Source organism: Streptomyces sp. NPDC055099, assembly GCF_053607685.1.
Window position 1 is genome coordinate 825,194 of the sequence record NZ_JBSGUA010000001.1, and the last position, 18,558, is coordinate 843,751.

General features: G+C 70.6%; 14 protein-coding genes. 7 read left to right on the forward strand and 7 right to left on the reverse strand.

The window, feature by feature from the left end:
* The first annotated feature begins 161 nt into the window (after positions 1–161).
* Positions 162–1,643 (forward strand): amino acid permease, encoded by a 1,482-nt coding sequence (locus tag ACWFRU_RS03700; RefSeq protein WP_453684240.1) that lies wholly within the window; start codon positions 162–164, stop codon positions 1,641–1,643.
* Here the strand turns inward: ACWFRU_RS03700 and ACWFRU_RS03705 are convergent.
* A complete protein-coding gene (locus ACWFRU_RS03705; RefSeq protein ID WP_453684241.1) occupies positions 1,640–2,686 on the reverse strand; it encodes a serine/threonine-protein kinase in 1,047 nt (348 codons plus the stop codon). The two genes, ACWFRU_RS03700 and ACWFRU_RS03705, sit on opposite strands and share 4 nt — an antisense overlap.
* Positions 2,687–2,856: 170 nt before the next feature.
* Between ACWFRU_RS03705 and ACWFRU_RS03710 the strand changes: the two genes are divergently transcribed.
* Positions 2,857–4,179: an FAD-binding oxidoreductase gene (locus ACWFRU_RS03710; RefSeq protein WP_453684243.1), complete on the forward strand. Its 1,323-nt coding sequence runs from the start codon at positions 2,857–2,859 to the stop codon at positions 4,177–4,179.
* A 4-nt stretch (positions 4,180–4,183) separates the two neighbouring features.
* On the opposite strand, the gene ACWFRU_RS03715 is transcribed toward ACWFRU_RS03710, so the two are convergent.
* Positions 4,184–4,762 (reverse strand): biotin transporter BioY, encoded by a 579-nt coding sequence (locus ACWFRU_RS03715; RefSeq protein WP_453684245.1) that lies wholly within the window; start codon positions 4,760–4,762, stop codon positions 4,184–4,186.
* 265 nt (positions 4,763–5,027) lie between these two features.
* Between ACWFRU_RS03715 and ACWFRU_RS03720 the strand changes: the two genes are divergently transcribed.
* From ACWFRU_RS03720 to ACWFRU_RS03730, 3 genes are all read left to right on the forward strand, one after another.
* The gene (locus tag ACWFRU_RS03720; RefSeq protein WP_453684247.1) at positions 5,028–6,422 is read left to right on the forward strand and encodes an amino acid permease; all 1,395 of its coding nucleotides are present in this window, start codon (positions 5,028–5,030) and stop codon (positions 6,420–6,422) included.
* 135 nt (positions 6,423–6,557) lie between these two features.
* Positions 6,558–7,997 (forward strand): amino acid permease, encoded by a 1,440-nt coding sequence (locus tag ACWFRU_RS03725; RefSeq protein WP_453684249.1) that lies wholly within the window; start codon positions 6,558–6,560, stop codon positions 7,995–7,997.
* Between the two features lie 208 nt (positions 7,998–8,205).
* Positions 8,206–8,856 carry a superoxide dismutase gene (locus ACWFRU_RS03730; RefSeq protein WP_160505044.1) on the forward strand — a complete coding sequence of 217 codons (651 nt, stop codon included), beginning with the start codon at positions 8,206–8,208 and terminating at the stop codon, positions 8,854–8,856.
* A gap of 150 nt (positions 8,857–9,006) precedes the next feature.
* On the opposite strand, the gene ACWFRU_RS03735 is transcribed toward ACWFRU_RS03730, so the two are convergent.
* On the reverse strand, positions 9,007–9,660 hold the full coding sequence (locus ACWFRU_RS03735; protein ID WP_453684250.1) for a DsbA family oxidoreductase: 654 nt from the start codon (positions 9,658–9,660) through the stop codon (positions 9,007–9,009).
* Between the two features lie 163 nt (positions 9,661–9,823).
* Between ACWFRU_RS03735 and pepN the strand changes: the two genes are divergently transcribed.
* Together pepN and ACWFRU_RS03745 are read left to right on the forward strand one after the other, a co-directional pair.
* Entirely contained in the window at positions 9,824–12,400 is a 2,577-nt protein-coding gene (gene pepN / locus ACWFRU_RS03740; protein WP_453684252.1) for an aminopeptidase N, read from the forward strand.
* Between the two features lie 196 nt (positions 12,401–12,596).
* Positions 12,597–13,652: a hypothetical protein gene (locus ACWFRU_RS03745; protein ID WP_453684254.1), complete on the forward strand. Its 1,056-nt coding sequence runs from the start codon at positions 12,597–12,599 to the stop codon at positions 13,650–13,652.
* A 50-nt stretch (positions 13,653–13,702) separates the two neighbouring features.
* On the opposite strand, the gene ACWFRU_RS03750 is transcribed toward ACWFRU_RS03745, so the two are convergent.
* From ACWFRU_RS03750 to ACWFRU_RS03765, 4 genes are all read right to left on the reverse strand, one after another.
* The gene (locus tag ACWFRU_RS03750) at positions 13,703–14,896 is read right to left on the reverse strand and encodes a serine hydrolase domain-containing protein (protein ID WP_453684256.1); all 1,194 of its coding nucleotides are present in this window, start codon (positions 14,894–14,896) and stop codon (positions 13,703–13,705) included.
* A 103-nt stretch (positions 14,897–14,999) separates the two neighbouring features.
* A complete protein-coding gene (locus tag ACWFRU_RS03755) occupies positions 15,000–16,781 on the reverse strand; it encodes a TIGR03767 family metallophosphoesterase (RefSeq protein ID WP_453684257.1) in 1,782 nt (593 codons plus the stop codon).
* Positions 16,782–17,028: 247 nt separating this feature from the next.
* Positions 17,029–17,484, reverse strand: coding sequence for an NUDIX hydrolase (locus tag ACWFRU_RS03760; RefSeq protein WP_453684259.1), 456 nt, complete (start codon positions 17,482–17,484; stop codon positions 17,029–17,031).
* A gap of 9 nt (positions 17,485–17,493) precedes the next feature.
* On the reverse strand, positions 17,494–18,387 hold the full coding sequence (locus ACWFRU_RS03765; protein WP_453684261.1) for a pyridoxamine 5'-phosphate oxidase family protein: 894 nt from the start codon (positions 18,385–18,387) through the stop codon (positions 17,494–17,496).
* Positions 18,388–18,558 lie beyond the last annotated feature (171 nt).

The window sequence follows — 18,558 nt, forward strand, 5'->3', positions numbered from 1 at the left end:
GCGTCCGGGTGCCGGACCGCGACCTCCCTGGTCTGGGCCTTTGGCCCACAAGGTCTGAGCCATCGGGCCGGAATACAACGATCCGGAGTCGGGACTTCCGTCACGTTCACCCCTGAGTTTGAATGCGGGGGCTCGTGACCCGAGAACTTAAGGATTCGTCCATGACCTCGCAACCCTCCCTTGCGAAGGCAGACCGCAACCCCACCGAACCCGGGGATTCGCAGTCTGGAGACACCGGTGACGGCCTGCAGGCCGGGCTGAAGAACCGCCACCTCTCCATGATCGCCATCGGTGGCGTCATCGGAGCCGGACTCTTCGTCGGCTCCAGCTCCGGCATCGCCGCCGCGGGGCCCGCCATCCTCGTCTCGTACGCCCTCGTCGGCACGATGGTCGTCCTGGTGATGCGGATGCTCGGCGAGATGGCCGCCGCACGGCCGACCTCCGGCTCCTTCTCCACCTACGCGGACCAGGCGCTCGGCCGCTGGGCCGGTTTCTCCATCGGCTGGCTGTACTGGTTCTTCTGGGTCGTGGTGCTCGCCGTGGAGGCGACCGCCGGTGCCGTCATCCTCAACGGGTGGATACCCTCCGTCCCGCAGTGGGGCTGGGCGCTCATCGTGATGGTGGTGCTCACCGCGACGAACCTCGTCTCGGTCGGCTCCTACGGTGAGTTCGAGTTCTGGTTCGCCGGGATCAAGGTCGTCGCCATCGGCGGCTTCGTTGTCATCGGCCTGCTCGCCGTCTTCGGCGTGCTGCCCGGCTCCGACAACCCCGGCGCCGGATTCGCGCACCTCACCGACGCGGGCGGCTTCATGCCGCAGGGCGCGGGCGCCATCCTCACCGGCGTACTCATGGTCGTCTTCTCGTTCATGGGCTCCGAGATCGTCACGCTGGCCGCCGGTGAGTCCGAGGACCCGCAGCGCGCCGTCACCAAGGCCACCAACAGCGTCATCTGGCGTATCGGTGTCTTCTACCTGGGCTCGATCTTCGTCGTCATCACGCTGCTTCCGTGGAACGACAAGTCGATCGTCAAGGACGGTTCGTACGTCGCCGCGCTCAACTCGATCGGCATCCCGCACGCCGGTCAGGTCATGAACGTCATCGTCCTGACGGCCGTGCTCTCCTGCCTCAACTCCGGTCTCTACACCGCGTCGCGCATGGCCTTCTCGCTCGGCCAGCGCGGTGACGCGCCCAAGTCCTTCGCGCGCACCAACAAGCGCGGTGTGCCGCAGGCCGCGATCCTCGGGTCCGTCGTGTTCGGCTTCGTCGCCGTCTGGTTCAACTACCAGTGGAAGGACACCGTCTTCGACTTCCTGCTGAACTCCTCGGGCGCGGTGGCCCTGTTCGTCTGGCTGATGATCGCGTTCACGCAGCTGCGGATGCGCGGGATCATCCTGCGCGAGCAGCCGGAGAAGCTCGTCGTGAAGATGTGGCTCTTCCCGTACCTGACCTGGGTCACGATCGCGATGATCTCGTTCGTGCTCGTCTACATGCTGACCGACGAGACCGGGCGCAAGCAGGTGCTGCTCTCGCTGCTCGCCGCGGCGTTCGTGGTGGCGTTCTCCCTCATCCGGGAGAAGGTGCGGCCCCGCGCCGAGGTCGAGACCGACACCGCCGACAAGGCCGACACCAGCGTCGACGCCTAGCCGGTGCCGTGCGACGGTGGCGCGGTCGACGTACCCGCCACCGTCGGCACGGGTGAGCTCGGGCCCGGCGACCCGCCGCCGCCCGGATCACGCGCGGTGAAGAACATGACGGCTGCCACGGCGGCCGCGACAAGCAGCACCACGGCGGTCAGCACGTGCGGCCGCCAGTCCGTCCTGGGGCGGGCGACCGCCTGACGCGGCGCCGGCACGGGTGCCGCGAGCACCGCCCGCAGGGCCGCCTCCGTCTCGTCGAGGCCCGGCCGCCGCTCCGGCTCCTTGGCGAGCAACGCCGACAGGAGCGGACGTAACCCGCTTGGTTCCGGCGGCAGTTCGGGCGCCTCGTGCAGGACCGCGACCAGGGTGTTCAGGGCCGAGGCGCGGGCGAACGGTGAGCTGCCGCGCAGCGCCGTGCAGAGCGTGGCCCCCAGGGACCAGAGGTCCGACGGCGGCCCCTGTTCGGCGCCGGAGACCCGCTCGGGCGCCATGTACTCGGGCGAGCCCACCAGCAGGCCCGTCTGGGTGAGGCGGCCGGTGTCCTGGAGCGCCGCGATGCCGAAATCGGTGAGGACGACCCGGTCAGTGGGTCCTCCGGGGCCGAGCAGGACGTTCTCCGGCTTGATGTCGCGGTGCACGACGCCCGCCGCGTGCACCTTCCGCAGCGCCGCCACCAGGGCCAGGCCCACGCGCGCCGCCGCGTGCTCGTCCAGGGGCCCCTCCTCGTCGACGTACCGCGCGAGTGAGCGCGCGTCGACCAGTTCCATGACGATCCACAGCCGACCGTCCTCCTCCGCGACGTCATAGACGCGTACGACAGCGGGGTGGTCGATCCGCGCGATGGCCCGCGCCTCGCGCAGCGCGCGCTCCCTGCGGACCCGGGTGTCCTCCGACTCGGGGCCCTCGAAGGCCTCATCGACCCGCATCTCCTTCACCGCCACCCGGCGGTCGAGGAGCTCGTCGGCCGCCCGCCAGACGCGGCCCATGCCGCCCTGGCCGATGACGTCGAGCAGGCGATAGCGGCCCGCCACCACGCGAAGCTCCGGCATGGGTGTCCACCCCCAAGTCCCCTTTCATGACAGCACAGTTCGCACGAGTTTCCGAAGGCCCGGAAAGGCCACGAGACGCGGCCGGGGAAGGCGCGCGGAAAACTTGACGGCGGATGTCAGGTTTTACGGGGAGTCTCTGACGCGTCAGCAGCTCTTCTTGGAGGATCACCGTGGACTTCACCGACCAGCGACTCGTGTTCCGGCCCGGCGACGACGGGTACGACGAGGAGATCGCCGGGTTCCAGACCGGTTTCGCGCAGCGGCCCGCCATCGTGTTCGGGGCCGGGAGCGCCGATGACGTCGTCGCCGCCGTGTCGTACGCCGTGCGGGCGGGTCTGCCGGTCGGGGTGCAGGCCACCGGGCACGGGCTTCCGGGGGCGTCGGAGGGCGGCGTACTGATCAGCACCCGGCGGATGGACTCCGTCCGGATCGATGCCGGCGCGCGCACGGCCACCCTCGGCGCGGGGGTCCGCTGGGGCCAGGTCGTCGAGGCCGCGGCGGCGCACGGGCTCGCGCCGCTGAACGGTTCGGCGCCGGGCGTGGGCGCCGTCTCGTACACGCTGGGCGGCGGACTCGGCATCCTGGCCCGGGAGTTCGGGTACGCGGCCGACCACGTCCGGTGGCTGGACGTCGTCACGGCGGACGGCACCGTGCGGCATGTCACGGCGGATGCCGAGCCCGACCTCTTCTGGGGGCTGCTCGGCGGGGGCGCGAACCTCGGGGTGGTGACGGCCCTGGAGATCGGGCTCGTGCCGGTGGCGCGGCTGTACGGCGGGGCGATCGAGTTCGACGGCCGTGCGGTCGATCCGGGCCGCGTGCTGCGGGCGTACGAGGCGTGGACACGGACGGTGCCGGACGAGCTGACCTCGTCGGTGGCGACGCTCGTCTATCCGGACATCCCGCAGCTGCCGCCCCATCTGCGGGGCCGCCATCTCGTCACGGTGCGCGTCGCGTACACGGGCTCCGAGGCGGCGGGCGAGCGGCTCGTGGCGCCGCTGCGGGAGATCGGGCCCACGGTGTCGGACTCGCTGCGGGAGATGCCGTACACCGAGAGCCACACCATCCACAGCGACCCCGACTTCCCGCACTCCTACTACGGGGACAGCGTGGTCGTGCGGGAGCTCGACCTGGCGGCGGCACAGGAGTTGTTCGCGCTGACCGGTCCGGCCGCCGAGACGATGCACGTCGTGCAGATCAACCAGCTGGGCGGGGCTCTCGCGAAGCCCGCGAACAACGCGGTGCCCTACCGGGACGCGGGGTGGCTGGTGCGGGTGCTCTCGCCGCTGGAGGGCACGGATCTCGACGCGGTGCGGGCCGTGCAGACGCGGGCGTTCGGGCTGTTCGCGGGTGAGGGGCGGCTCCTCAACTTCGCCTTCGCCGCCGGGGACCGGACGGACGGCCTGTACGACGCCAAGACGCGGAAGAGGCTCGCCGGGCTGAAGGCCACGTATGACCCGGCGAACCTCTTCAGGCGGAACTACGCCGTCAGTTGACCGCTCAGCGGTCGAGGAACTTCCACGCCGTGGGAAGGGCGCCCATCGCGAGCGCGGCCTTGAGGGCGTCACCGATCAGGAAGGGCGTGAGTCCGGCGGCGACGGCCTGGGACATCGACATGCCGGTCGCGGCGGCGAGGTACGGGACGCCGACCGCGTAGATGATCGCCGAGCCGAGCACCATCGTGCCCGCGGTGCGCAGGACGGAACGGTCGCCGCCGCGGCGGGCGAGGGCGCCGGCCACGGTGGCGGCGAGCAGCATGCCGAGGACGTAGCCGAGGGACGGCGCGGCGACGCCGGAGCCCGCCTCCGCGAACCACGGCATGCCCGCCATGCCCACGAGGGCGTACACGGCGAGGGAGAGGAAACCGCGGCGGGCGCCGAGGGCGGTGCCGACGAGGAGCGCGGCGAAGGTCTGTCCCGTCACCGGCACGGGGGAGCCCGGCACGGGCACGGCGATCTGGGCCGCGATGCCGGTGAGGGCGGCGCCGCCGAGGACGAAGGCCGCGTCCTTCGCGCGGGACGCGGGCAGCAGGTCCGCGAGGACCTGGCCGGGACGGGAAGAGACGGCGGCGATGCTCATCGGGACTCCGCGGGTTCTGGGACGGGCAGGTGGGACCCCGCGACGCTATCTCAGGCGGGGGCGCCCGGCACCGGCGGTGGGTGACAAGGTGCCGGGTGCCCCAGTGGTGGGCTCTGCACAAAGCGCGGGGCGTACCCCTGCGGGGGGCGTGATGCGCGTCACTGAGGTGGGGGCCGCGGGGGGCCGTTTTGCGCGGGGGGCTCCTGCCCGGGGAGACTGTAGGTTCCCGCCAAAGTCTTTGTGAGCCGAGAGCAGCCTGAGCACCATGCACGACGCACCCCCGCCCACAACGGCGACGGAACCCGAGCCTCTCGGCGGTGGTCTCAAGCAGCGGCATCTCACGATGCTCGGGCTCGGCGGCGTCATCGGGGCCGGGCTCTTCGTCGGCTCGGGGGCCGGTATCGCGGTGGCCGGGCCCGGGATCGTCGTCTCGTATCTCATCGCCGGGGCGCTGGCGATGTGCGTGATGCGGATGCTCGGCGAGATGTCGGCCGCGATGCCCGCGTCCGGGTCCTTCTCCGTGCACGCCGAGCGCGCGCTCGGCCGCTGGGCGGGGTTCAGCGTCGGATGGCTCTACTGGTTCCTGCTCGTGGTCGTGCTCGCCGTGGAGGCGACCGGCGCCGCGCAGATCGCCAACAGCTGGGCGCCGGGCGTACCGCAGTGGGCCTGGGTGCTGATCTTCATGCTGGTGTTCACGGCGGCCAACCTCGCCGCGGTGAAGAACTTCGGCGAGTTCGAGTTCTGGTTCGCCGCCCTGAAGGTCTTCGCGATCGTCGCGTTCCTGGTGCTCGGGCTTCTCGCGGTCTTCGGGGTGCTCCCGGACACGGACCCCGTGGGCCTCACCAACCTCACCGGGCAGGGCGGTTTCCTGCCCAGCGGCTGGGAGGGCGTGACGTCCGGCGTGCTCGCCGTCGTCTTCGCCTTTGGCGGCCTGGAGGTCGTGACGATCGCGGCCGCCGAGTCCGACGACCCGGTGCGCTCGGTCGCGCGCGCCGTGCGCAGCGCCGTCTACCGCATCCTCTTCTTCTACGTCGGCTCGATGCTGGTCATCGTGACGGTGCTGCCCTGGACGGCCCAGAAGGCCGGCGTCAGTCCGTATGTGACGGTCCTTGACTCGATCGGGGTGCCGTCCGCGGGCACGATCATGAACATCGTGGTGTTCGTGGCGCTGCTCTCGGCGCTGAACGCCAACCTCTACGGCTCCTCCCGCATGGTCTTCTCGCTCGCCGAGCGCGGCGAGGCTCCGAAGGCCCTGCTCAAGGTGTCGGGCGGCGGGGTGCCGCGCCGGGCGGTGCTCGCCTCAGTGGCCTTCGGCTTCGTCTCCGTCGTGCTCAATCTGAAGTGGCCCGACTCGGTCTTCCTCTACATGCTCAACTCGGTCGGCGCGGTGCTGCTCTTCGTGTGGGCGCTGATCGCGGTCTCGCAGCTGCGCCTTCGCCGCCGGATCGAGCGCGAGGCGCCGGAGCGGCTCGTCCTGCGGATGTGGGCGTTCCCGTATCTGACGTGGGCGGCGCTCGCGGCGATGGCGGCCGTGCTCGGCCTGATGCTGACCGATGACACGGCGCGGCCGCAGCTGCTGTGGTCGGCGGGCGCGACGGGTCTCGTCCTGGCGGTCGCGGGGCTACGGGAGTGGCGCGAGGTGCGCATGAAACAGGCGTGAACATCCCGTGCCCGCACCTTCACAAAGTGTGAGCGTCGTGTCCGTATAGCGGTCAGGTGTTCCCTGTCAGCGGTACCGGACTTCAGACTGTGGGCCGCTCGCTCCCCCGTCTCAGCTACTGAACAGGGCACGCCCATGTCTCGGACGTCCACCCCCCAGGACGCATCGCCCGGCGCATCACCCGACGAGGCCCCCAAGGTCGATTCGCCGCTCGTGCACGGCCTCAAGCAGCGGCACCTCTCCATGATCGCCCTCGGTGGCGTCATCGGGGCGGGCCTCTTCGTGGGCTCCGGAGCAGGCATCGCCGCGGCCGGACCGTCGATCGTCCTCGCCTACGCGATATCCGGCGCGCTCGTCATGCTCGTGATGCGCATGCTCGGCGAGATGTCGGCGGCGAACCCGGCCTCCGGCTCCTTCTCGGTCCACGCCGAGCGGGCGATCGGCCCGTGGGCGGGCTTCACCGCGGGCTGGGGCTTCTGGTTCCTGCTCTGCGTCGCCGTCGGCCTCGAAGGCATCGGCGCGGCGAAGATCATGGTGGGCTGGTTCCCCGACAGCCCCGAGTGGGCCTGGGTCGCCCTCTTCATGCTGGTGTTCTGCGGGGCCAACCTGACGGCCGTGAAGAACTTCGGCGAGTTCGAGTTCTGGTTCGCCGCGCTCAAGGTCGGCGCCATCGCGCTCTTCCTCGGCATCGGCGTCCTCGCGATCCTCGGCATCCTGCCCGGCTCGGACGTCTCCGCCCCCGGCACGGCCAACCTCACCGGTGAGGGCGGGTTCATGCCGAACGGCACGGACGGCCTCATCATCGGCCTCCTCGCGTCGGTCTTCGCGTACGGCGGCCTGGAGACCGTCACGATCGCGGCGGCGGAGTCCGAGAAGCCGGTCCAGAGCGTCGCCAAGGCCGTGCGCACGGCGATGTGGCGCATCGCCCTCTTCTACGTCGGCTCGATGCTCGTCGTGGTCACGCTGCTCCCCTGGGACAACAAGGAGGTCGTGGCAAAGGGCCCGTACGTCGCCACCCTCGACCACCTGGGCATCCCCGGCGCCGGCCAGATCATGAACGTCATCGTCCTGGTCGCCCTGCTCTCCGCGATGAACGCCAACATCTACGGCGCCTCGCGCATGTCGTACTCCCTGATCGCCCGCGGCCAGGGCCCCAAGGTGCTCGGCCGCGTCCACGGCGGCGTCCCGCGCCTGGCGGTCCTCGCCTCCTCGGTCTTCGGCTTCGTCTGCGTCCTGCTCAGCTACTGGCGCCCGGACGACGTCTTCCCGTGGCTCCTGAACATGATCGGCGCGATGATCCTGGTCGTCTGGATCTTCATCGCCGTCTCGCAGCTGATCCTGCGCCGCAGGACGGAGCGCGAGGAGCCGCAGAAGCTGGTCGTGAAGATGTGGGCCTACCCGTTCCTGACGTGGGTCGCCCTGGCCGCGATGGCGTACATCTTCTACCTGATGACGGAACAGCCCGACACCCGCAAGCAGCTCCTGGCCACGGGAACGCTGACGCTGGTGCTCGCGGTGATCGGCTTCGTGCGGCAGAAGGCGGCGGAGCGTTCGGTGACGGCGCCCACCGAGTAGGGCACCGAGCAGGACAACGCCGCACACGAAGGGGCCCGGGGTCGATGACGACCCCGGGCCCCTTCGGCGTACCCACGGTCCTAGGACGAAGGGCTGATCAACTCCGGGCCCCTCCTGCTGCTAGCCTGCACTTGCATATAGGTTGCAATAAGCGTTGCCCTACAGCAGAGCAGCACTACAGCAGAGCAGCAGTCGGAGGGCTCGGATCATGGCCATTTACACGCTTCCTGAACTTCCGTACGACTACGCGGCGCTCGAGCCGGTCATCAACCCCCAGATCGTCGAGCTGCACCACGACAAGCACCACGCGGCGTACGTGAAGGGCGCGAACGACACCCTTGAGCAGCTGGAGGAGGCGCGCGACAAGGAGACGTGGGGCGCGATCAACGGGCTGGAGAAGAATCTGGCCTTCCACCTCTCCGGCCACATCCTGCACAGCATTTACTGGCACAACATGAACAGCCCGAAGGACGGTGGCGGCGGCGAGCCGCTGGCCGCCGACGGTGTCGGTGACCTCGCGGACGCGATCACCGAGTCCTTCGGCTCCTTCGCCAAGTTCAAGGCCCAGCTGACCAAGGCCGCGGCGACCACGCAGGGTTCGGGCTGGGGCGTGCTCGCCTACGAGCCGCTCAGCAACCGCCTCATCGTCGAGCAGGTCTACGACCACCAGGGCAACGTCGGCCAGGGCTCGACGCCGATCCTGGTCTTCGACGCCTGGGAGCACGCCTTCTACCTGCAGTACAAGAACCAGAAGGTGGACTTCATCGACGCCATGTGGGCCGTCGTCAACTGGCAGGACGTGGCCAAGCGTTACGACGCCGCCAAGCAGCGCGTGAACAGCCTGCTGCTGGCCCCGTGAGGCAGCCGCCCCCCTGAGAACGTCCTGCCTCGTGATCGTCTTCTCAACTTTCACCGAAGCAGGCGGATGGACGAAAGGCCCCCGTGAGGACGTGACTCACGGGGGCCTTTCGGTATGCGGCGTTCCGGGGGACGGTGTCCTTCGGTTGGCTCAGTCGAAGATCGGTCCCTGCGTACGCGTCCGCTTGATCTCGTAGAAGCCCGGCGTGGACGCGACCAGGAGCGTGCCGTCCCAGAGCTTGGCGGCGGCCTCCCCCTTGGGGGCGGGGGTCACGACGGGGCCGAAGAAGGCGACCTGCTCGCCGTCCGCGCCGGGGACGGCGATGACGGGCGTGCCCACGTCCTGGCCGACCTTGTCGATGCCCTCCTGGTGGGAGGCGCGCAGCTCGGCGTCGAACTCGTCCGAGTCCGCGTAGGCCGCGAGATCCTCGGGCAGGCCGACGTCCTTGAGCGCGGCGGCGACCGCCTCGCGGGTCGGGCCCTCGCCCTGGTTGTGGAAGCGGGTGCCGAGGGCGGTGTAGAGCTTGCCGGTGTACTCGTCGCCGTGCTTCTGCTGGGCGGCGATGACCACGCGGACCGGGCCCCAGGCCTGGTTCTCCAGCATGTCGCGGTACTCCTCGGGCAGCTCGTCGAGCCGGTCCTCGTTCAGCACGGCGAGGCTCATGACATGCCAGCGGACCTCGACATCGCGGACCTTCTCCACCTCGAGCATCCAGCGCGAGGTCATCCAGGCCCACGGGCACAGCGGGTCGAACCAGAAGTCGACGGGGGTCTTGGTCGTGCCGGCCTTGTCGTTCTCGGACATGTCTCTCCCTAGGGAATGCGTGCGCGCTTGGCCAGGGGAACGTCAGTGATCTACCGAGGCATTCCCCGATACCGCCCGGTGAGGGCACATGCGAGGATCGTAGACATTCGTACAGGTCGTGCGATCCACGACTTCCACATGCGAGTACAAGGGAGTACCGCCCGTGCCCGGTGAGAATCTTTCCCGCGACGAGGCCCAGGAGAGGGCCGCGCTGTTGTCCGTCGACGGGTACGAGGTCTTTCTCGACCTGCGCTCCGCGCTCGGTGAGAACGACCAGGAGCCGCGCACGTTCCGCTCCGTCACCACCCTGCGCTTCCGCTGCGCCGACCCCGGCGCCACGAGCTTCGCCGACCTGATCGCCCCGAGCGTCACGGCCCTCTCCCTCAACGGCAAGGACCTGGACCCGTCCGAGGTCTTCGACGGCACCCGGATCACGCTCGAGGACCTGGCCGCGGAGAACGAACTGGTGGTGGACGCCCAGTGCGCCTACAGCCGCACGGGCGAGGGCATGCACCGCTTCGTCGACCCGGAGGACGGCGAGGTCTATCTCTACACGCAGTACGAGCCCGCGGACTCGCGCCGCGTCTTCGCCAACTTCGAGCAGCCCGACCTGAAGGCGCCCTTCCGTTTCGAGGTGCAGGCGCCCGAGGGATGGACCGTCTGGTCGAACGGCGCCGGTGAACTGGCCGACGGGGTATGGAAGTTCGCCGAGACGAAGCCGATCTCGACGTACATCACGGCGGTCGTGGCAGGCCCCTATCACTACGTGACGGACTCCTACAGCCGCACCTTCGACGACGGCACGACGCTGGACATCCCGCTCGGCGCGATGTGCAGGAAGGGCCTGGCGAAGCACTTCGACGCGGACGACGTCTTCCTGGTCACCAAGCAGGGGCTCGACTTCTTCCACGACAACTTCGACTACCCCTACCCCTTCGGGAAGTACGACCAGGCGTTCGTCCCGGAGTACAACCTGGGCGCGATGGAGAACCCCGGCTGTGTGACCTTCCGCGAGGAGTTCATCTTCCGCGGCAAGGTGACCCAGGCGTCGTACGAGCGCCGGGCCAACGTCATCCTGCACGAGATGGCGCACATGTGGTTCGGCGACCTCGTCACCATGCGCTGGTGGGACGACCTGTGGCTCAAGGAGTCCTTCGCCGACTTCATGGGCGCCTTCTCGATGACCGAGGCGACGCGCTTCACCAACGGCTGGGTCACCTTCGCCAACAACCGCAAGGCGTGGGCCTACCGCGCCGATCAGCTGCCCTCCACGCACCCGGTCACGGCCGACATCCGTGACCTGGAGGACGCCAAGCTGAACTTCGACGGGATCACGTACGCCAAGGGCGCCAGCGTCCTGAAGCAGCTCGTCGCCTACGCCGGACGTGACGCGTTCCTCGAAGGCGCCCGGCGCTACTTCAAGCGGCACGCGTACGGCAACACCCGGCTCGGTGACCTGCTCTCGGTCCTGGAGGAGACCTCGGGGCGCGACATGGCGTCCTGGTCGCAGTCGTGGCTGCAGACGGCGGGGGTCAACTCCCTCACCCCGCAGGTGATCCTGAACGCGGAGGGCAGGATCACCGAGCTCTCCGTGCTCCAGGAGGCCGCCGAGTCGCACCCCGAGCTGCGGCCGCACCGCGTGGCGGTGGGTCTGTACCGCCGCACGCCCGAGGGCGAGCTGACGCGGTACGCACGCGCGGAGCTGGACGTCGAGGGGCCGCGCACGGTGGTGTCCGAGCTGGCCGGCGAGGAGGCCCCGGACCTCGTCCTGGTCAACGACGACGACCTGACGTACTGCAAGATCCGCTTCGACGAGAACTCCCTCGACACGCTGCGGGCGCACCTCGGTGACATCACCGACCCGCTCGCCCGCGCGCTGTGCTGGTCCGCGCTGTGGAACCTCACGCGGGACGCGCTGATGCCCGCGCGGGACTTCATCGGTCTCGTGCTGCGCTTCGCGGGACGCGAGAGCGACATCGGGGTGCTCCAGATGCTGCACACCTGGGCGGACTCGGCCCTCACCTTCTACGCGGCCCCCGAGTGGCGCGAGGAGGGCGGGCGCGCGCTCGCCGAGGGCGCGCTGCGGGAGCTGCGGATCGCGGAGCCCGGCAGCCAGAATCAGCTGACGTGGGCGAGGTTCTTCGCCGCGGTGGCCTCGTCCGCGGCCGATCTGCAGTTGCTGCAGGGCCTCCTCGAAGGCACGGCGAAGATCGACGGCCTGGACGTCGACCAGGAGCTGCGCTGGTCCTTCCTCGGCCCGCTGGCCGCGCACGGCGTCGCCGACGAGCGGGTGCTCGCCGCCGAGCTGGTCCGGGACGACACGGCTTCGGGCAAGCGGCATCAGGTGCGGTGCCTGGCGGCGCGGCCCTCCGAGGCGGTGAAGGCGCAGGCCTGGGCCTCCGTGGTGGAGTCCGACTCCCTGTCGAACGCGCTGGCGGGGGCGACGATCTCGGGCTTCGCGCAGTCCTCGCAGCGGGAGCTGACCGCTCCGTACACCTCCCGGTACTTCGAGGCCATCGAGCGGGTGTGGGCCGAGCGGTCCATCCAGATCGGGATGGACGTGGTGCGGGGTCTCTTCCCGCACCTCCAGGACGATCAGGGGACGCTGGACGCGACGGACCGGTGGCTCGCGTCGCACGAGGACGCGGCGCCCGCCCTGCGGCGGCTCGTCCTTGAGGCCCGGGACGACCTGGCGAGGTCGCTGCGGGCACAGGGCTGCGACGCGGCCGCCGCTTCCTAGGCCGACCTGGTGCGCCGCCCGCCGCGGGGCGGGCGGCGCGGGGCGGCGCGGGGTCGGCGGCGCACCAGAACGTACCGAACACAAACGGACCTTTTCGGCAGTCGAACGTCTGCACTTTAGTGCGGGGTTGTCCGGTTATGTCGACGGGCGTGTAACAGCGGTTAGGGGGCGGATCAGCAGCGGGAATGGCCCGGTCATGAACCACAACACCCCGCTCTCCCCCCGCCCCCTCCGTCACCTCGCCGACGTCCAGCGCCGGGTGATGAGCACCGCCCAGCTCCGCGCCCACGGCATCTCCCCCGCCGATGTCGCCGCCCACTGCCGCCCGGAGGGTCCCTGGCAGCAGTTGCTGCCGGGGGTCTGCCTGCTGCACCCGGGGCCGCCGACCAGCGAAGAGCGCCTGCACGGCGCCCTGTTGTTCGCCGGACGGCCGCCGGCCAAGGCCGCCAAGTCCGTGCCCGCCCAGCCCGGCGCCAAAGAGCCCCACGCCCCGTACGCCGACGCCCTGATCACCGGTCTCGCGGCGCTCGCCCTGCACCGCTTCTCGTCGGCTCCCCCTCTGCTCTCCCTGGACCGCATCGACGTCCTGATCCCGCGCACCCGGCGGCTGCGCTCCACCGGTTTCACCCGCCTCGTGCGGACCCCGGCCCTGCCGACCGCCGTACAGATCGGCGGGGTCCCGGTGGCCCCGGTGCCGCGCGCGCTCGCGGACGCCGTGGCGGGGCTCACCGAGGCGGCCGCCGTGCGCAGACTGCTCACCGAGGCGGTACGCGGCGGACACTGCGAACCGGCCGCCGTAGTACGGGAGTTGAACCAGGCGAAGCTGCTCACCCGCCCGCATGTCGTCGACGCGGTGGACTCACTGCTCGCCGAGGGCCGGGCCATCGCCGAGGACCGGCTGTACCGGATGGTCACCGAGCACGGCCTGCCCGATCCGCTGTGGAACGTCGACCTGCGCTTGCCCGGTGGACCACACCTCGGGGGCGTCGACGCCTACTGGCCGGATCTGGCCGTCGCCGTCGAACTGGACACCCGGGCTCCCCGGCAGGGGTTCCGGCAGGACGACGACGCCCTGTGGTCCGAATACGCCCGCAAGCGGGAGCACTTGGAGCGGCTCGGCATCACCGTCGTGCACCTGACGCCGAAGAAGCTGCGCGAGTCCCTCGAACAGCAGGCGACCGTCGTACGGACGGCGTTGATGGCGTCGGGTGACCGCGACCCGGCGGCGTATGTGGTCGTGCTGCCGCGATAGCCGCCGCGGCAAGGGGGGCGGGACCCGCGCGCCGGGCCCCGCCGGTCACGTCACTTCCCGCAGAACTCCGCGTCCCGGATCGCGTACAGGTCCCCGTCCAGGCTGTTGAAGTTCGCCGAGAGCGCGTGACCGCCGCGCTCGGTCACCAGCGTCATCGACGTCGAGCCCTGGATGTCGCCGCCGTTGCCCCAGAGCACGGTGCCACAGGGAGTCTCGCGGCTCACCAGGCCGAGCCCGTACCCGTCGCCGTCGGGGTCGTCCTCGTCCTGCCGGACGGTCGTCTTCATCTCGGCTAGCTGCTTCTTCGGCAGCAGCCTGCCGCGCAGCAGGGCCGTGTAGAAGCGGTTCAGGTCGTCCGCGTCGGAGATCATCCCGCCCGACGAGCCCGCCATGGTCGGATTGAGCTCCGTCACGTCATGGAACCTGGCGTCCGGGGCCTTCGACAGCTTCATGTACGCCCGTGAACTCGGCTGCGGCATCGAGGGGTCCGTCTTCGGCACGCTGGTGGCGTCCAGGCCGAGCGGCTCGATGATGCGGCGCTTGATCTCGTGCGCGTACGACTTCCCGGTCACCTTCTTGATGAGCATGCCGGCGAGGATGTAATTGGTGTTGGAGTAGTTCCAGCCCTTGCCCGGGTCGAAGTCCGGCTCGTGGCGCATGGCGATGGCGACCTGCTGCTCGGGGGTCCAGGTGTCGTAGCGGTGCGCCAGGAACTTCTCGGTGAACATCTTCTCCTGGTAGCCGGGGTCGGACAGGACGTCGTAGATCCCGCTCGTGTGGTTGAGGAGTTGGCGCACCGTGATGGCGTCGCCGTCATGTCCGTTGCCCTCGACCACGCCCGGCAGCCACCGGCCCACCTTGTCGTCAAGGCTCAGCTCTCCCTCGGCCACAAGCTGGAGTATCACCGTCGAGACGAAAGTCTTGGTGATGCTGCCCACGCGGTAGCGGTCGTGGGCGCCGCGCGGGCTCTGCCGCTTCAGGTCGCCGATGCCCGCGGCCGAGTCCCAGGTCCCGTGCTTGTCCCTGACCTGCGCGGTCACGCCGGGGGCGTTCGCGTTGACCGCCGCCTCCATCGCCTTCTGCGTCGCCCGGTGCCGGTCGCCGTGGCCGCCTCCGTGCCCGCCGTCGTGCCCACCGCCGGACGCTCCGGCGAGCGCGGGCGCCGCGAACGCTCCCGCCGCGACGGCCAGGGCCACCCCCGCCGCCACGCCCGTAAGCCCTCTTCTGCGTGCTGCTGCTGTCATGTCTCCCCCATCTGTTCACGGCTCTGTTCACGCCGTTCGGACGGCCGGAGGGACTCGTGGGCCGGGTGAGGAGGTTGACGGACTCACGCGGGTTGAGCTGGTTTCAGCCCTTCTTGAGGATGAGTTCCGTGTTCCGGTCGCCCGGCTCGCCACCGAGCGCGGGCTTGGCACCAGGGGCGTTGAAGGACAGCTCGCGGTAGAGCGCGGCGAGGCCGGTCTGGGAAAGATCGGCGTAATCCGTGCGGTGCGGGGCCGAGGACTCGATGAGGGTGGTGAAGAGGGAGATCGTGCCGTCGTGGTTGTCGCTCAGCTCCACGACGCGGGCCAGCTGCGGGAAATCGATGTGCGAGGCCGTGGAGATCTCCCAGAAGGAGCCGTCCGGGGTCTCGCGCGCGGTGATGTCGTTCTTGTGGCTGTGTCCGTTCACCCAGGCCAGGACGGAACGGTGGCGGGCGAGCAGCGCGATGATCTCGTCGCCGCCGTGCCTGCCCTCGCGCGGGCGCGCCGGGTCCTGGCGCAGATTGCGCATGGTCCGGCTGGTGTGGTGGCTGAAGACGATGACGTACGACCCGCCGCCGTCCTTCTCCTCGTTCGCCTTCAACTCGCGTTCGAGCCAGTCCATTTGGGCGGTGCCGAGCGAGCCTTCGTAGTGGCCGCCGGGGTCCGTCGAGTCCAGGCTGATGCCGAGTACGTCGTCGCTGATGCGGAAGGAGTAGTACTGCGTTCCCGCGTCGAGGTTCTCCTGCGTGTACCCGTGCCCGGCGGGACCGTGGCCCTTGTACGCCGGGTCGAGATGGGCGGCGACGTACTCCGCGGGGGTGAAGGGCGCGCGGCTCTCATCCGGGGTGACCGACCGCATCCGGCGCGCCTCGCTCTTCAGGAGCTCCTTGAACTGCGCGCCCTTGGGGTCGCGGCCCTTCTTGACGGCTTTCCACAGGGCGGCGCCGCGCGGCTCGTCGAGGGACATCAACTTCCGCCCGCCGACGGCGAATTCGGCGAAGTACGAGTCGCCGGGCCCCCAGCAGCCGCCGGGCAGCGCGTCGTGGTTGCCGACGGTCGAGTACCAAGGCAGCCCGAGACCGGGGCTGTTGACCTCGCGGAGCGCGGCTTCGAGAAAGCCGTCGACGCGCGGGAAGCCGAGGGCCTTGTCGGAGTCGCGCAGGTCGTCGTCCGGGTGCCAGTACAGCTTCAGGCCGCTGTCCTGGACGCCTTCGTAGCGGCGCGGGTCACCGGTGTTGGGCTTGATGCGTCCGCCGCTCATGGCCTTGAGGAACCAGTCGAGTTCGGAGCGGGAGTTGTTGTCGGTGTTGTCGCCGGTCGTGACCACGCAGTGCAGGGGCGAGCCGGTGGCGGGCGCGCCGCGCAGCGCGTTGACCCGCTCGACGAGCGCGACCGCGCCGACCACGGAGAGGGCCTCCTGCGGGCGCCAGGCGCTCGCCGTCTGGGCCCGCAGATACTCGTACCGCAGCGGGTGCTGCACGTCGACCAGGTGCAGGTCGGTGAACTGGACGAACGCGGCGAGCGAGGTGCGCCGCCCCTCGCGGCCGTTCTTGGCGGCGGCCAGATCACCGCGGACCACCCGGCTCCAGGCGGGTCCGTCGCCGAGCCGCCGGTAGCCGGAGGTGCCGCGAGGGGCGGCGACGGCGGCCAGCGTGGTGCCGCCCCGGTAGGGCATCAGGGGCGCGGCGGGCGCCTGCCGGGAGAGTGCGACGGGGGCGGGTCTGCTGGGGGCGGCATGGCTGGTGCCGGGCCGCAGGGCGTAACCGATGCCCGCGGAGAGGGAGACGGCGCCGGTGGTCGCGAGGAAGGCCCGGCGGTCCACGGCGGACAGGGCGGTGTGGGCGGTGGACTGGGCGGCGGTGGCGACAGAGCGTATGCGCGACATGGCGCGGTCTCCCCGATTGCGAACGCGTCGGCAGTGGTCGCGGGAGCTGCGCACCAGGCGAATTTCCCGCTCGTACTGGATCGTTGGCATCCGGGATGACCTGCACGTTAACGAGACCGCAACGGGCAGCGCCGATCACCGTACGTGGATCATCAGGCACCCTCCGCGGTCACGCACCCCTCTCCGGGGCGAGAGGAGGCGGTCACTCCATGTTCATCTTCCGGGGAAGGGGAGGCGCCGAGGAGCCTCAGGAGGGCGCCGCCAGGTGGCCGTCGGCGGGCCGGGTCCGCCACAGGTCGAGCCCGATGTCGACGAGGCCGACCCGGTCGAGTCCGGCGACCTCGTCGAGCGCGTGCCAGGCCGCGAGATCGGTGGACCCGTCCCGCTCGTGACGCAGCTCGCCGCCGGTGATCCGCGCCTCGTAGACGATCCGCAGGCCGTGGAAGTCGGCGACGGCCCCGAGCTTGCGCGGGTAGCGGCGGCGCAGCGAGTCGACGCCGAGCAGCGCGCGGGGCTCGATGACGTACCCCGTCTCCTCGTCGGCCTCGCGGATCACCGTGTCGTACGGGTCCTCGCCGTGGTCCATCCCGCCGCCGGGCAGCGTCCAGCGCTTGCTGCCGTCGCCCGCCACCCAGCGAGCGAGGAGCAGCCGCTCGTCCTGCACGCATACGGCGTAGGCCGCCACCCGGAGCTCTTTGTGCACAGAGTGACGCTAGTCCTCCTCGGAGGGATTGGCAGGGGAGCACTCCGGAGTGGTCCAGCTCCAGGGGCTCGCGCCGAGGGTCTCCACGGCCTCGGTGAGGGTGAAGCGGACCGTGCGGGACCCGTCGTCGGCGTGGGTGGTGCGGGCCGTGCCCGTGAGCTGGAGCGTGGTGCCGGTCGTCCAGTCGAGGAAGAGGAGGCCGGCGCGGGGGTCGGCGGTGAGGTTGCCGAGGGACAGGAACATGGAGTTGCCGGGGTAGTCCCGCCAGGTGAGTTCGTAAGGGGACGGGACCCGGACGAAGCCGGGGTTGCCGCCCCGGTGACTGGCGTCGGCGCCTTCGGCGTGGACGCTGGCGAGGAAGAAGGTGTCCGCCTCGGCGATGAACGCGCGCTGCTCGCCGGTGAGTTTCTCCCCGTGGCGGGGCGCGGAGGGGCGCCCCGCCATGGCACCCGGCGGGAGTTCCCGCTTCTGGATGTACTTCGGGCAGTTGGAGAAGACCTGGTCGGCCTCGATCGCCAGGCCGCGCGGGGTCGGACGGGACCGGCCGTTCAGCCGCATGCGGCGCCGGGTGCGCGGATCGAGGGCGATGGTGCCCACGGGGGTGCCCTCCTGGGCGAGGGCGCCCGCGAGGGGGTCGGTCCGTAGCGGGCCGCCCGTGATCGACACCTGGCGCGGTCCCGTGGCCCGCACGAACCCGGGGGCGCCGGTGAGCAGCGAGGCCCAGACGGCGCCCGCCAGGTCCGCTCCGCCGATCACCAGCATGGGCTGGAGTTCGAGGAAGGCGGCGGCGACGGGCCGGATGCCGTCCCCTATGGACCGGCCCACGTGGTCGGCCAGCTCCCGCACGCCGACGAGGTCCTGAACGGCGCGGGAGCCGTGGTGATACGGGGCGTTCGGGGTCATGACACTCCTGCCGGGAGAGCACTCGAGGGGCGCGGGGGAACCGCGCCCGAAGGGGCGCGGGGAACTGCGCGGCCAGCCAGAGACAACCCGCGGACGGCAGATGCCATTCCGCCGGGTGAGCGCCCCCGGAGGGGCGCGGGGAACTGCGCGACCGGCCGGGGACAGCCCGCA